The sequence below is a fragment of the Lysinibacter sp. HNR genome, from assembly GCF_029760935.1.
In the GTDB taxonomy this organism is placed as follows: Bacteria; Actinomycetota; Actinomycetes; order Actinomycetales; family Microbacteriaceae; genus HNR.
Map to the genome: position 1 here is coordinate 1,109,970 of NZ_CP121684.1, position 14,950 is coordinate 1,124,919.

The window sequence follows — 14,950 nt, forward strand, 5'->3', positions numbered from 1 at the left end:
GATCCCTACCGTAAAGGTAGGGGTCCACCTTTGCTTTACGAACAGATCCTAATCCGCAAGGGTGTCGAGGATTGGCCGCAAAACATCCAGGGTGCTGAGAGGGTTGATTATTGCAAAGCGCAGGATAGGCTTGCCCCGGTGCGAGCTAGGAGTGACAAAGCCTACCCCGCTTGTCAGAAGCTTCTGAGACCAATGGTTATACTGCTCCGCGCTCCACCCCACTCGGGTGAAGGCCACAACCGAGAGGGTAGGTTCCGCAACCAGTTCAAGGTGGGGCGTCTCACGGATCACCCGGGAAACGGCTTGTGCTGTCTCCGCGGTTGCGGCTATTGCCTCTCGATATTTTTTTGTGCCGTGTGTTGCGAGGGAAAACCACAGGGGCAAACCGCGGGCGCGCCGGGTGAGCTGAATAGAGTAGTCACTGGGATTCCAAAGCGCGTCGTTCTCGAGTGTGTCTAGGTATTCAGCATGCTGACTGTGGGCCCGATAGGCGATGCTTGGATCACGATACACCAGCGCACACGCATCAAACGGTGTGAAGAGCCACTTGTGCGGGTCAACGATAAAAGAATCTGCTCTTTCCGCACCTCGGAAGAGTGGCTTGAGCTCGGGAACAAGGATGCCTGCTAACCCGTATGCCCCGTCAATGTGGAACCAGAGGTCGCGCTCCTCGGCTAGGGCACCGATGCCTTCAAGATCATCAATAAGGCCGAGGTTTGTGGTGCCCGCTGTTGCGACAACGGCAAAAACGTTTGCCCCGCCGTCCGGCTGAGCGTTAAGCGCTGATTCGAGAGACTTGCGGGTGAGCTGGCCGTCGTTTGCGACGGGGACGGGGAGCAGATCAACGTCCATGACCGTTGCCGCGGTGCGCAGTGAGGAGTGGGCTTCACTGCTGCAGGCAATCATCCAGCGGGAAGGAAGGGAACGCCCCGAAGCCGTGCGCTTAGCCTGGGCACTATGGCGTGCCGCAACTAGCGCGGAGAGGTTGCCAATGGTCCCTCCCTGAGCAAAGACGCCACCCGCCCCCGGGGGGAGACCCACCTCGCTTGCGAGCCAACGCAGCACTTCGTTTTCTGCGTATACCGCCCCCGCTCCCTCCATCCAGGAGCCACCGTAGATACTGCTGGCAGAAACGACCAGATCGAACATTGTGGCGGCTTCAGTGGCGGCATTGGGGATAAAAGAGAGGAATCCGGGGTGATCGCTGGAGATGCATGATGGTGCAAGGGTGTTTTCGAATATCCTCAAAGCTTTATCGCCGCCGAGTCCATCCGGGGTGATGGTTTGTGGGATCCGCGTGGCCAGTTCTTCCGGTGAGAGGGGCGCATCAAGCGGCTGGTTGTGTGCCATGCGATCACGAGAATAGCTCAAAACACGCTCGAGCAGTGCTCGACTTTCTGGACTCTGCCGGTGCATCGAGGTTGCGGACGTGTCGGGGAGGCCTTCATCACCGTTTTGAGTCATAAATATAAGCTTTACACACCAGACTTCGCCCTGTACAGATCGACGAATGGTTGTCTGAGCCATTTCACTAAATTTTATTTATCGAACCGGTAAATTGATAACTCTTTGGTATAGATGGGCAAAAGGGGCCCCGGTCTGGCGTATCCTTCGAGCAGGGCAATAACTAGAATTTCTAGGAGAAATTATGAAGCGGTTTGCGCAGGACTCAGAGCCGACCGTAGTGCGCCGCATGAACAACCTGTTCTCAGAGTTGGTGCGGAAAAAATCTTCCGGAGATCAGCTCGACTCGGATAGTGAGCCTCTCGAGACGCCCGCACTGCAATTGCAGCAGAACCGTCCTGATGAGCTTCACCGTGCACCGGCCTCGCGAGAGACAACTCACACGGAACCCATCACAACCGCCCGTGCAGGAATCCGTCGCCCAATCGGACAGAGCGATCTTCGGGTCTATCCGGTTGCCCTGGGAACAAGTGTGTTCGGTTGGACGGTAGATCGTCAAATGAGCATGGGTATTCTTGACCGCTTTTTTCTGCTCGGTGGGAATTTTATTGATACCGCAGATAACTACGCTGCCGGTCAGAGCGAGATGATGATTGGCAACTGGCTTCGTACCCGCGGCACTCGCGATCGTGTGGTGTTGGCGACCAAGGTGGGGCAGAGTGTAGACAATCCCGGCCTGAAGCGTCAAGGTATCCTGCGAGCCGTGGAGGCTTCGCTGGAACGTTTGCAAACCGACCATATTGATCTGCTCTACTTTCACTTTGATGACCCTTTTGTTCCGCTGGAAGATAGCCTGGCTGCGGCGCACGAGCTGATTGAGAGCGGTAAGGTACGTTATTTGGGCGCCTCTAACTATTCGGGACCGCGCCTGATGGAGGCTCGCATCCTCGCGGCAAACGGTCTCCCGCGGTTTGAGGCTATCCAGGAGCACTACAACCTATTGCACCGCAAAAAATTTGAAACGGATGCTGCCCTGGCGGCGGGCAGCCAGCAGCTCGGTGTTATACCTCACTTTCCCCTGGCTCACGGTTTTCTTGGCGGTGAGTATCGCACTCGGTCTGACGGTGTGGGTAATGCGCGTCGTATGCGCGCGGGACAGCACATTAACCGCCACGGATTCCGGGTTTTGTCTGTCGCGGAGAAAATTGCCGCGCGGCACGGGGTCGGACCGGCAAGCATTGCGCTTTCCTGGCTTCTGGCAAAGCCCAATATCGTGGCACCCGTTGTGAGCGCGGATACCCTGGCTCATGTGGACGCCATGATTGCAAGCGCGGACCTGGGGCTCACATCTGACGAAAAGAATGATTTGGATCGGGTGTCGGCGAATGAAGTCAAGCTGCACTAGGCTTGATTCAATGACCGGAGCTGTTGAATTTCCATTAGACCTGCCCGAAATGAGCGTTTCGTTTGATGGCGAGACCGAGATTCGTCGCACTATTTTACCAAGCGGGGTTCGTGTTCTTACCGAGCACATGCCCGGCTCTCGGAGCGCAACGCTGGGTTACTGGGTAGCGGTTGGTTCGCGTGATGAGCAGTTTACCAACCATGGAGCTGCTGGCAGCCTGGGGTCAACCCATTTTCTTGAGCATCTGCTTTTTAAGGGTACGTATCAGCGGAGTGCCCTGGATATCGCTGTGAGTTTTGATGCGGTGGGTGGTGAGCATAACGCAATGACCGCCAAGGAATACACCTGTTACTATGCCAAGGTTCGGGACGAGGATCTTTCTATGGCAACAACAGTTATTGCAGACATGTTGACAGGTTCAATTATTGATGAGGCTGAGTTTGATACGGAACGTGAAGTTATTCTCGAAGAGCTTGCCATGTCCGATGACGATCCTGCAAACGTCGCGGCGGAGCGTCTCTACAGCGCTGTGCTGGGAGATCACCCCCTAGGACGACCAATCGGGGGAGACCGTGAGACCATCGCGGGTGCGACTCGGGAGGGGGTTTGGCAGCACTATCGCGAGCATTATGCGTCGTCAACACTGGTGGTTTCGGCTGCGGGTGCGGTCAATCATGATGCTCTTGTGAGGGAGGTTGTGGCCTCTCTCGATACGGCCGCCCACAAGCGTCCGGAGTGGTCGATAACTGCGGAGTCTGCTCCGCATGCCCGCCGCCCTTCTCTGACGACCCCCATTGTTCGAGGCGAAGAGCTGACCGAGATTGAGCGTCCGGGCGGACAGATTAACGTCATGATGGGTGTTCCCGGGTTGATCTCCAGCGATCCTCGTAGATTTGCGCTTAGCGTTCTTAACACCGTTCTGGGCGGGGGGATGTCGAGCCGCCTCTTTCAAGAGATTCGTGAGAAGCGAGGCTTGGCATACTCAACCTACTCGTTTTCTTCGGCCTACTCCGACACGGGACTTTTTGGTCTCTACGCGGGATGTACGCCCGACAAAGCTGGGCAAGTTACAGAGCTGCTTTACGATGAGTTTCTGCGTGTAGCCCATGACGGTATCACTTCCTCTGAGCTATCACGGGCCCTTGGACAACTATCAGGATCCTCGGCTCTTGCTTTGGAAGACTCGGACGTTCGTATGGGACGTCTGGCCCGAACGGATATCGGAACGGGAACTTTTTACGACCTTGACGAAACTCTTCGCCAGCTCGCTGCGGTTACTCCGGACGATGTCACTGAGCTTGCTCAGGAACTGGTATCACGCCCACTATCCACGGTTGTTGTGGGAGATCTGGGATCGGCACAGGCCGGACAAAAAATTCAGAAGGCTCTGGAGGAACGGCGATGACCCACACTCTATACCTGGTGCGTCACGGGGAACAAGTGGACGCTGAGCATGGAATACCCGACGGTTCGCTGTCTGCCCGGGGTGAACTGCAGGCGGAGGCGATCGCCCGACGCCTGCGGGGCATAACATTTGATAAGGCCTGGCACTCGCCGCTCAAGCGTGCGGAAGAGACCGCCCGCGTTATGACAGATATGCTGCCGCCGCTTAAATCCGAGCCCTCAAGCCTGTTGCTTGACTGTGTTCCAACGGGATGGGTCGAGGGCACTCCTGAGGTCTACCACTCGTATTTTAACTCGTACACCGAGGATGAGACAGTTGCGGGTCGTGCCCAGATGGGGGACGCTACAGCTGAGTTTCTAAGTCATAAAACGGAACATCGTGAGCTCATTGTGACCCATAACTTTGTGATCGGCTGGTTTGTGCGAGAGGTGCTTGACGCCCCTGAGTGGCGCTGGCTTGGACTCAACCAATACAACTGTGGTCTCACTATTATTCAACAGCGCCCCGGTCGGCCCTGGTCGCTTCTTGTATACAACGATATTTCGCACCTCCCCGCCAGTCTGCGGACCGGACTCCCCGACAATGCGGTTGATTAGAAGGGCAGGTAACCTAGGGATATGATTACACGCGTTGCTATTGCCGGTGCTTCCGGACGGATGGGGCAGTTGGCCCAAGCCATCGTGGCAGAACTTCCAGAGTTTGAGGTGTGTGCCAAGCTTGGGTCACAGAGTGCCCTGAGCGATATGCGTGATGCCGATCTGATTATTGATGTGACCTCGCCCGCAGCCTCCCCCGAAATTGTGGAGTATGCCGTGCGTAACGGGATCAAAGTTTTGGTGGGCACAAGCGGTTGGTCCAGCGAGAAGATCGCTACCCTGCGCACGTTACTGTCCGAGCATAAGGACGCCGGAATTATCCTCATCCCTAATTTTTCGATCGGTTCTGTGCTTGGCTCTGCCCTTTCGACCATCGCTGGGCAGTTCTTTGACTCCATTGAGATTATTGAGGCGCATCACGCGGCCAAAATTGACTCTCCCTCGGGAACCGCAGTGCGCACGGCAGAGATGATTACGGCAGCGCGAAAAACACAGGGACCCGTCAGAGCGCCCCATGTGGATCAGGCCGCCCGCGGTGAACAGGTCGCGAGCATCCCCGTGCACAGCCTGCGGCTATCCGGTGTGCTGGCAAAACAAGAAGTGATCTTTGGCGGCGTGGGGGAAGTCCTCACCATTACCCACGACACCCTCTCACCCAGTGCCTACGAATCGGGTATGAGGGTTTCGATTCAGGCCGCACGAGATGCGCGAGGGCTCACGGTGGGGTTAGACAGCGTGTTGAACCTTGATGTTTTAACGGGCATGTCCGGTGCTCGTGGCGGTCACGAGTCCTCCGAGACCGAGCGATGACGGCTATGAACCGTACGCTCGGTGGGGTGATTCTGATGACCGCCCTGCTTGGCCTGTATACGCTTCTTTTGGGGCAGAAAGCTGTGCTCCTTCTTCTCTCGGGGATTCCTGTGGGGGTGGCTCTCGGGGTTGCCCTCCTCTTCATGCCGCTCATCATGGTGTGGGCGATCTGGCGGGAGCTCTCCTTTGGTGTGCAGTCGAACCGTCTCTACCGTGAGCTCACGGAACGTGAGGAGCGCGAAACCACCCACCCGGACGAGACCGGGGATGAACGGGTGGGTCTTCCCCGGCAAACGTTGCCCACCCTGCCCAGCGGACGTGTTGATCGTGCCGCCGCAAAAAAGGCTTTTCCGCTGTATCAGGAAGCGGCTGAGTGCAACCCACAAGACTGGTCGGTCTGGTTCCGTCTAGGACTGATCTACGATGCGTGTGGTGATAGGCGGCGGGCCCGACAGACTATTCGCCGAGCCATCGAGTTGCGATCACGCTTTCCTATCACACCCTTTTTGGAGGTAGAGAGGGGGTACACCCCTTAGACCCTCCGATTGTTTGATAAAAGAGGCGAAACCCTCGACATCACCGGCGCTTAAAAAGTTCTGTGAGCAGCGGTGCAAGCTTGGGATCCTGGAAGGTGTAGCCCGAATCGAGGAGGCGCTGGGGCCGCACACGCTGATCGGAGAGAAGTAACTCGCGGGCAGCATCACCCAGCAGTGCAACGAGCGCAAATCGCGGCGCGGGAAGCCAATAGGGGCGCTTTACCGCGTGAGCCACGGCCCGCATGAGTTCTGAGGCTTGAGTTTGTTCCGTACCCACCAGATCAACCGGTCCAGAAAGTTCCGAAGTCACGAGGTGCAGTTGGGCGGCAACATGGTCTCGCAGGCTGATCCAGGGCCAGTACTGTGCACCCGAACCCAGCGGTCCGGCACCACCCAGCAGAGCAATACGTCTGAGTAGGGGGAGAACGCCACCCGTGCGAGACAGCACAACACCCGTGCGTAGGGTGATCACTCGAACGTGGGAGGGGGCAGCGTATGCCGCGGCTTCCCAGTCAACGCACACGTCGGCTAAGAAGCCGGTTCCGTGAGCGGAGGAATCGGTGAGTTCTTCGTGCGGTCGATTCCCATAGTAGCCAACCGCCGAGGCGCTGAGAAAGACCCGGGGAGGGGCATCCGAGCGACGCAGGGCCTGCACCAGGGTGTTGGTGGAATCGATTCTGGAGTAATAGATTTTCTTTTTATAGTTCGCACCCCAGGGGAGTTTACTCAGGGATGCTCCCGAGAGATTGACCAGGACATCCGCATCGTGAAGGGCGCGATCATCGATGAGGCCTGATGATGGGTCCCAGTGATACTCGTGCGGGTGCGCGGGATCGCGTCGCACCAGGTGGCGCACGTGATACCCCTCGGCGGTAGCCCGTTGAGTGAGTTCGTTGCCGATGAGCCCCGAGGCTCCGGCGATAAGAATTGTTTTGGGTTTTACGCCGTCGTTTTGGGCAGCGTCGTTGTGAGCATCAACCATATGCTAAGAATACGCGCTAATGTGTAGGGTTCCCAAGAGGCTGGTGCGGTCGTTTGGAGAATAATTCAGGGGAAGAAAATGTGCCGTGTGAGATTTCGTAACCGATTGTTTGTTTGCTGCTGATTATCTGAGGAGCGATTCCGACACAGGGTCGGATCTAAAAATCAGGAGCAAAAAATTAAATGAATCTATTTTCAGCTCGACGCACTCCCCGTGTGCGTCATGTTCTGGTTGGGAGTATCGTGTTGGCGGTTCTCGTAGGAAGTTGGGGTAGCGGAGCCGCATTTGCCGATACACACGAAAACGGTGGCGCGCGTCGAAACGACGGTGATAATACAGCGTTTGTGCGCTCCGCAATCAAAGATGGCCCGGCTAAAAACGTGATCCTGCTGATTGGCGACGGAATGGGCGATAGTGAAATCACCATCGCCAGGAACTACGCCTATGGGGCGGCTGGAAAACTTCCCGGGATTGATGCTCTTCCCCTCACCGGTCAGTACACCACCTACTCCCTGCACAAAGATGGACCGCTTCGGGGAAAGCCTGATTACGTTCCCGACTCTGCGGCTACGGGAAGTGCCTGGGCAACCGGTACAAAAACCTATGACGGGGCAATCTCCGTTGACATTAACGGTGTGCCGCAGCAGACCCTAATCGAGCTGGCGCGAGCAAACGGACTGCGTACCGGAAATGTGACAACCGCCGAGGTTCAGGACGCCACCCCTGCCGTACAGGTGGCACACGTCGGCTCGAGAAAATGTTTTGGCCCGGATAGCCGGAGCTGTGGCTCCGACGCACTTGAGCAGGGCGGATTGGGCTCGATCAGCGAACAGACTCTCGATACCCGACCCGATCTCACGCTCGGGGGTGGAGCGGCTTCTTTTGCGCAGCGGGCTAAAGCGGGGCCGTGGAAAGATCAGACACTCTTTGAGCAGGCAGAGGACCGCGGCTACCAGGTCGCGCGAGATGCGTCTGGTCTCTCACAGATCACCGAGGCAAACCAGGAAAAACCGCTGCTGGGAATCTTTACCGACGGGAATTTTCCGACACGCTTTGCCCCGACTACGGCAACCGTGGGAGGTGCCGATCACAGTGTGAGCTGCGAGCCTAACAGGGAACGTCTCTCCCCGGATCTTTCCCTGGCCAGCCTGACCAACAAGGCACTATCACTTTTGGATGTACAGGACGGCTCGGGTAAAGGATTCTTCCTGCAGGTGGAGGGTGCCAGCATCGACAAGCGAGATCACCAGGCAGACGCCTGCGGTCAGATCGGTGAGACCATCGACCTTGACGAAGCGGTGCGGGCGGCACTCGACTTTGCTGAGAAAGACGGTAACACAATGGTTATTGTGACGGCCGACCACGCTCACACCAGCCAGATTGTCGACAGCACTCCGCCCAAGAGTCTGAGTACCGCCGTGACCACCCTTGAGGGTTCGGTCATGAAGATCTCCTACGGTACCGCCGGGTCCGGGGAGTCACAGCAGCACACCGGTACACAGCTACGGGTTGCGGGTTATGGGCCGGGTGCGGCGAACGTCGTGGGGCTTATCGATCAGACGGATAATTTCTTTACGATTTCCTCTGCCCTTCAGCTATCGCGTAATACCGCCGACCTGAGTGCGGATGGAGAAGCGGAACTGACTAAAGAAACTTTTGCACCCGGAGAAAAAATAGACCTGACATTCCGCGGTCTGCGCGGTGACCGGCAGATCACGGGAGTGATCGCTTCGAATAGTGAGGTTCCCATCCCCAAAACAGATGTGCTGCGGGGTGCTGCCACGCTTTCGCTTGAGGCTCCCGAAGATCTGGGCGAGCACACCATAACCGTGACGGGTAGTCAGAGCGGGAAAGCGATCACCGCGCGTTTTGTTGTTACTGCGGATGGGGCATCATCACCTGGGGTAGCAGCGTCTCCCTCTTCTCCTAGTAACTCTACTGGGGTTGGTGATTTTGTTTGGAAATTTGGTGTGTCCCTGGCCACAACCGGCAGCGCGGCGCTTCCCCTCGTCCTCGCGCTAACCCTTGCCATCCTGGCTCTTGGTGGAGGTGTGATCCTGCGCGCTCGGTGGCGTTCGTAATCACCCAGGCATCCTGTGATGGGTGCGATGTTGTCGATAAGCTGGGAACATGACTGACACTGCACTCATCACGGGAGCAACCGCGGGTATCGGTGCCGAGTTTGCGCGGCAATTGGCTAGACGAGGCTGGAATCTGGTGCTTGTTGCTCGGAACGCTGAACGCTTGGAACACATCGCGGATGACCTGCAACAGAGGTTTCAGATTAACGTTGAGGTTATCACTGCGGATCTCACCCAGCAGGAACAGCTCAAAACGGTTGAGAATCGTTTGCGTGACCGAGCCCGCCCGATTGAGCTTCTGGTGAACAACGCGGGCTTTGGGTTGAAAAAACCCTTTGAACAAAACGATCTGGAAGAAGAACAGAGTCACCTAGATATTCTGCTCCGGGTGCCCATGCGACTCACCCACGCGGTACTCCCGGGGATGCTTGAGCGAGGTAAGGGCCGAATTATTAGTGTGGCCTCGGTAGCCGGTTTTATTCCGAGTGGAACGTACGGTGCTTCTAAAGCGTGGGTTATTAGCTTTAGCAGGTGGGCAAACATCTTTTATCGAGCACGAGGGGTAAAGATAACCGCGCTGTGCCCCGGGTTTGTTCGCACGGAGTTCCATGACCGAATGCGGGTGAGTACGGAACAAATTCCTGAGTGGATGTGGCTGAGTCCCGAGCAGGTCGTGTGGGAAGGTCTGAGAGACAACTATCGAGGCAGGGCAGTTTCGGTTCCCTCCGCACGCTACAAGATTGCCGTGGCTCTCACCCGTGTTTTGCCCGCGAGGGTTGCCGTGCAACGGACACGCAAGGACTCCTGAGTGCAGGGTTGCAGCGGACACGCCAGGACTCCTGGGCACAGGGTTCACCGAACGCATAGCAGAGAATATGGGTAAGATTATTGTTTTGACCGTTACATGGAACGCAACAGGTAGTGTGCGAGCGTAAAAGGTTTTACCCACGGCGTGCGATTTGGCACGCGGGTACGGCACTTCCGATAGCATTGTTGCGAGCGATCCTTCCCCCGAAAGCGATACCCTAGAGAGCATGGCACACGTAGAAAACCCATTCGGACAGGTGATGGTGGCTCTGATCACCCCGTTCACTAACGATGGTGAAGTTGATTGGCCCGCTGTGGAGCGGCACGTTGATGCGGTAACCAGTGCGGGCGCCGACGGTATTGTAGTCACCGGCACAACCGGTGAGACCTCAACCCTCACCGATGCTGAAAAGCTGAGGCTTGTTGAGGTGGCAAAGAGTGTTGCCGGTAATCGTGCCAAGGTTATAACGGGTGGGGGCTCCAACGAGACCGCCCATGCGATTGAGCTTTACAAAGCCAGCGAGAAAGCTGGGGCTGACGGGATCATGATTGTCACCCCGTACTACAACAAGCCTACGCAGGCCGGAATCCTGACGCACTTCCGTATGATTTCGGACTCCACAGACCTCCCCGTTATCCTTTACGATATTCCCGGACGCACGGGTGTACCCATCGCCTACGAGACTATCCTCCGCCTGGCAAAGCATCCCAACGTGGTTGCGATTAAAGATGCCAAGGGAGATTTTAGTCAGGCTAGTCGTGTCCTGAACCAGACTGATCTGCTTTATTTCTCTGGTGATGATGCTAATGTTCTTCCGCACCTCGCTATCGGCGCGAGCGGACTTATCGGGGTTACCGCAAATATTGCTGCAGCGCCGTATCGTCAGATAGTAGATGCGGTTAACGTTGGAGACCTGGCTTCAGCAACCGCTGTACACAAAAAGCTGGAGCCTCTGGTTCGAGCGATTATGACCCATGTGCCAGGAACGATTGCGGCCAAATACGTTCTTCACGGACTTGGTCGCATCAACAGCCCGCGTGTGCGGCTTCCACTCGTTGGTCCCGAGGAGTGGGAGGCATCACAGATTGAAGATGATCTCGCTCTTGTGGGGGACCTGCCGGGTCTTGACCTTAGTAATTTCCGCCCGGATCGCAACGCGGCCGCAGGTGGAGCCCTACCAAAGATTGCGGGAACAACCCGCTAGAAACAGGAGGACGTGTGCATAGCAACGTCTCAGAACCAGCACCACACTACGCTCCCGCGCCCCTTCGCGACGGCACCCTGCGGATTATCCCCGTTGGTGGCCTCGGCGAGGTGGGTAGGAACATGACCGTTTTTGAAATAAACGGCAAATTACTCATCGTCGACTGTGGTGTTTTATTTCCCGAGGCAAACCAGCCTGGAGTTGACCTAATCCTGCCAGATTTTTCGATTATCCGTGACCGACTGGATGACGTGGTTGCTGTTGTGCTCACACACGGGCACGAAGATCACATTGGGGCTGTTCCCTACCTGCTGCGACTGCGCGAGGATATCCCTCTCATCGGCTCTCAGCTCACGCTTGCTCTGGTGGAGGCTAAGCTCAAGGAGCACCGCATCACACCGTATACGCTCACCGTACGAGAGGGCGATGTTGAGCAGGTTGGGCCGTTTGAGTTGGAGTTTGTCGCGGTTAACCACTCGATTCCTGATGCCCTAGCCGTTGCCATAAAAACAGAGGCGGGGTCGGTTCTTGCCACCGGCGATTTTAAGATGGATCAGCTCCCGCTTGATGGGCGGCTCACCGATCTGCGGGCTTTTGCGCGTCTGGGAGAAGAGGGTATTGACCTCTTTATGGTCGATTCGACCAACGCTGAGGTGCCCGGATTTACACCGCTTGAACGCGATATCGGTCCCGTGCTTGATGAGGTGATCGCTAAGGCGCCGGGCAAAGTTGTTGTGGCGAGCTTCTCCAGTCATATTCATCGGGTGCAGCAGGTGCTTGATGCTGCGCATAATCACGGTCGTCGGGTGGTGCTGTTGGGACGCTCAATGGTTCGTAATATGAATATTGCTGCGGAACTTGGCTATCTTCGGGTGGAACCGGGAATACTGCTTGATCACCGCAAGACTGAGGGCACTCCCGACGACAAGATTGTCTATATGGGAACCGGTTCGCAGGGAGAACCCATGGCGGTTCTCAGCCGTATGGCTAACCGGGAACACAAGGTTGAGATTGGTGAGGGTGATACCGTCATTCTTGCGTCGAGCCTTATTCCCGGTAACGAAAATGCTGTATACCGAATTATCGACCGTCTTATTAAAAACGGTGCAAATGTGGTACACAAGGGTAACGCGAAGGTTCACGTTTCTGGGCATGCTGCTGCGGGCGAATTGCTCTACTGCTATAACATTTTGAAGCCGCGCAATGTGCTTCCAATCCACGGTGAGTTTCGACACCTGGATGCAAACGCGAAACTTGCGATTCAGACCGGGATTCCAGAGGAAAACGTATTGCTCGCCGAGGACGGCACCGTCATTGACCTGAAAGACGGTGACGCTACCATTGTTGGACAGTACGACCTGGGGTTTGTATATGTAGATGGCTCGAGTGTCGGACAGATCACTGAGGCTGACCTGAAGGATCGTCGTGTGTTGGGTGAGGAGGGTTTCATTTCGGTTATTGTGGTGGTGGAGTTTGCCACGGGACGCGTTGTTGTGGGGCCAGAAATCCATGCAAAGGGCGTGGCTGAGGGAGATAGCGTCTTTGAAGATGTAAAACCCAAGATTGTTGCAGCCCTGTCTGAGGCCGCGCAAAACGGCGTGCGTGATCAGCATGCGCTACAGCAGGTTGTGCGTCGCACGATCGGTCGCTGGGTGGCCCAGAAACTGCGTCGTCGGGCGATGATAGTTCCGGTTGTTATCGAGGCGTAGATGTCAAGGCGCTGTAGAGCGTCAGCGTTTGCGCTAGGAATTCTTAGGTGATAAAGGAAAAACGTGTCGCATTTTTTGCAAACCCCCGCGTGGGGTGAGTTCCAAAAGGCTTTGGGGCGAACGGTTGTAGAAGATTCGGGTGAGGGATGGCGCTATTTAGCAATCCTTGAGAAGGGACGCATTAACTCGCGTCTCTATACCCCCTACGGTCCGGTAGTGAATTCTCTCGATTACCTACCTGCCGCTCTTAGCTCGCTTGTGAGCGCTGCAAAAAAGCTTGGGGCTGTTTTTGTGCGGGTTGAGCCCCTGGTGATTACCCCCGGTGACACAGAATTATCCAGCGTGGTAAACGCTTTTGAGAGTGCGGGCCTGCGTCGAACCAATTATGTGCAGCCTGAGCAGACCTGGCGTGTTGATCTGACACAGTCCGAGGAACAGGTTCTTAGCGGACTCTCAAAAACCGGTCGTAACCTGTACCGTAACTACAGCAAAAAAGGCCTGTCGATTCGATCAAGCGATAGCCCCGAGGACGTTGAGGACTTTCTTCAACTGGTGAAGGGAGTGGCGGAGCAGGCTGATATTCGCCAGCATCCGGATAGTTATTTCCGTCGCCAGGTTGAAATACTTCTGCCTCGGGGCAATGCCCGTCTGTATTTTGTTGATTTTGAGGGTAGCCCTATTGCGGCTTCGCTTGTATATGATGACGATAACCGTCGATACTACGCGCACGCGGGAGCGAGCTATGAGCACCGCCGTTTGCATCCCGGCAACGTTTTAGTTACTCAGATGATGCTGGATGCTCGTGAGAGCGGGAAAGCTGAGTTTGACTTCTATGGTGTGTCTCCCGCCGATCAGCCGGATCACGCCTGGGCTGGATTTAGCAAATTTAAGCGATCCTTCGGAGGATATGACTACCACTTTACGGGTACGTGGGAGTTGCCTGTAAAGGTTGGGGGATACACGCTGTATCGTCTCCTGCGTCGCATTATGGACTAGTGGGGGCTTGAGCGTTTTCTTGTTCCTCGGGGACCCCTAGGGCGGATAAGAAGCGCGTGTGGAATCCTGCGATGTCAACGTTCTGCACTATTCGGATAACGCCGGGAGCTTTCGGGTTGGTCGGGGTCGGAAGGAACATGCGCTGATCACTCACAATTTGACCCCGTGAGATTGATCCGCGGAGTTCAACCTTGGCCTGCACCAGGCGGTATTCCGCGAGCTGCGGCTCCAACGCTAGGGCCAGAGCAAGAGGGTCATGTAATACGCAGGTTCTGTACCCAAAAGACTTTTCGTACGACTCGAGGTAGAAATCCATGATGTTCGCTGCAAATTGAGCTCGAGGATCGGTGCTTTTTTCAATCTGTCTGACCGCTTGGGCGGTGAGCGCGGTTTGTAGGGTTATTTCCAGTCCCACGAATAATACGTCCCAGGCAGCATCGATAACCACCTGAGCGGCCTCAGGGTCGTGCCAAATGTTTGCCTCTGCCACCGCTGAGGCGTTACCTGGCACACCCACGGCCCCTCCCATGATGACAACGTTTTTGATGAGCGCTGGTAGCTGGGGTTCGAGGAGCAGAGCGATTGCTATGTTGGTGAGTGGCCCTACCGCAACTAGGCTAAGTTTTCCCGGATTTTCACGTGCAAGACGGACGATAACTGCGGCGGCCTGATCCCCCGAGAGCGCACGTGCAGAGGGTGTGATTTTGGCGTCTCCAAGGCCGTCCTCACCGTGGACCGCTTCGGCTGTGCGTAGTGGTTGCGCGAGGGGTCGGGCAGCTCCAGAGAAGACGGGGACCTCTTGTTTGCCAAGGAAGTCTAATACGGTGACGGTGTTCCGGCTGCCGACCTCAACGGGCACGTTCCCGTGGGTAACCGTGCACGCCACGAAGTTTGCGCCGTGATGTGCCCCATACATCAGAGCGAGGGCATCATCAATACCGGTATCACAGTCGAAGATAAGGGGAAGTTTCATCTTTGTCACTCTTTCGTCGTTGATTTATGTATTTTTAATAG

At 56.2% G+C, this 14,950-nt stretch carries 13 protein-coding genes; 10 read left to right on the forward strand and 3 right to left on the reverse strand.

Translation table 11 applies throughout. The features are described from left to right. Window positions 1–48: 48 nt before the first annotated feature. The gene (locus tag FrondiHNR_RS04895) at window positions 49–1,464 is read right to left on the reverse strand and encodes a pyridoxal-dependent decarboxylase (RefSeq protein WP_279354129.1); all 1,416 of its coding nucleotides are present in this window, start codon (window positions 1,462–1,464) and stop codon (window positions 49–51) included. Window positions 1,465–1,648: 184 nt separating this feature from the next. Between FrondiHNR_RS04895 and FrondiHNR_RS04900 the strand changes: the two genes are divergently transcribed. From FrondiHNR_RS04900 to FrondiHNR_RS04920, 5 genes are read left to right on the forward strand one after another with little or no spacing between them, the layout of a single operon-like run. Further along, complete coding sequence (locus FrondiHNR_RS04900; protein ID WP_279354130.1) at window positions 1,649–2,809, forward strand: aldo/keto reductase; 1,161 nt, start codon at window positions 1,649–1,651, stop codon at window positions 2,807–2,809. Window positions 2,810–2,819: 10 nt separating this feature from the next. Next, on the forward strand, window positions 2,820–4,214 hold the full coding sequence (locus tag FrondiHNR_RS04905; protein ID WP_279354131.1) for a pitrilysin family protein: 1,395 nt from the start codon (window positions 2,820–2,822) through the stop codon (window positions 4,212–4,214). Then, on the forward strand, window positions 4,211–4,810 hold the full coding sequence (locus tag FrondiHNR_RS04910) for a histidine phosphatase family protein (RefSeq protein WP_279354132.1): 600 nt from the start codon (window positions 4,211–4,213) through the stop codon (window positions 4,808–4,810). Before FrondiHNR_RS04905 ends, FrondiHNR_RS04910 begins: the two co-directional genes overlap by 4 nt. A gap of 21 nt (window positions 4,811–4,831) precedes the next feature. Further along, entirely contained in the window at window positions 4,832–5,620 is a 789-nt protein-coding gene (gene dapB, locus FrondiHNR_RS04915; protein ID WP_279354133.1) for a 4-hydroxy-tetrahydrodipicolinate reductase, read from the forward strand. A gap of 5 nt (window positions 5,621–5,625) precedes the next feature. Continuing rightward, window positions 5,626–6,156, forward strand: a complete 531-nt coding sequence (locus FrondiHNR_RS04920) for a tetratricopeptide repeat protein (protein WP_279354134.1) — start codon at window positions 5,626–5,628, stop codon at window positions 6,154–6,156. Between the two features lie 40 nt (window positions 6,157–6,196). Here FrondiHNR_RS04920 and FrondiHNR_RS04925 read toward each other — a convergent pair whose 3' ends face one another. Then, window positions 6,197–7,138, reverse strand: coding sequence for a TIGR01777 family oxidoreductase (locus FrondiHNR_RS04925; RefSeq protein WP_279354135.1), 942 nt, complete (start codon window positions 7,136–7,138; stop codon window positions 6,197–6,199). A gap of 182 nt (window positions 7,139–7,320) precedes the next feature. Here FrondiHNR_RS04925 and phoA point away from each other — a divergent pair, with 182 nt between their 5' ends. The 5 genes from phoA (at window position 7,321) to FrondiHNR_RS04950 (ending at window position 13,936) form a co-directional block, all read left to right on the forward strand. Continuing rightward, window positions 7,321–9,219, forward strand: a complete 1,899-nt coding sequence (gene phoA / locus FrondiHNR_RS04930) for an alkaline phosphatase (protein ID WP_279354136.1) — start codon at window positions 7,321–7,323, stop codon at window positions 9,217–9,219. A 49-nt stretch (window positions 9,220–9,268) separates the two neighbouring features. After that, entirely contained in the window at window positions 9,269–10,027 is a 759-nt protein-coding gene (locus FrondiHNR_RS04935) for an SDR family oxidoreductase (RefSeq protein ID WP_279354137.1), read from the forward strand. Between the two features lie 226 nt (window positions 10,028–10,253). Then, window positions 10,254–11,231: a 4-hydroxy-tetrahydrodipicolinate synthase gene (gene dapA, locus FrondiHNR_RS04940; protein ID WP_279354138.1), complete on the forward strand. Its 978-nt coding sequence runs from the start codon at window positions 10,254–10,256 to the stop codon at window positions 11,229–11,231. Window positions 11,232–11,314: 83 nt separating this feature from the next. Beyond that, window positions 11,315–12,940 (forward strand): ribonuclease J, encoded by a 1,626-nt coding sequence (locus tag FrondiHNR_RS04945; protein ID WP_279354470.1) that lies wholly within the window; start codon window positions 11,315–11,317, stop codon window positions 12,938–12,940. 63 nt (window positions 12,941–13,003) lie between these two features. Further along, window positions 13,004–13,936 carry a peptidoglycan bridge formation glycyltransferase FemA/FemB family protein gene (locus tag FrondiHNR_RS04950; protein ID WP_279354139.1) on the forward strand — a complete coding sequence of 311 codons (933 nt, stop codon included), beginning with the start codon at window positions 13,004–13,006 and terminating at the stop codon, window positions 13,934–13,936. Here the strand turns inward: FrondiHNR_RS04950 and FrondiHNR_RS04955 are convergent. Beyond that, window positions 13,926–14,909 (reverse strand): nucleoside hydrolase, encoded by a 984-nt coding sequence (locus FrondiHNR_RS04955; RefSeq protein WP_279354140.1) that lies wholly within the window; start codon window positions 14,907–14,909, stop codon window positions 13,926–13,928. The genes FrondiHNR_RS04950 and FrondiHNR_RS04955 overlap by 11 nt on opposite strands. Window positions 14,910–14,950 lie beyond the last annotated feature (41 nt).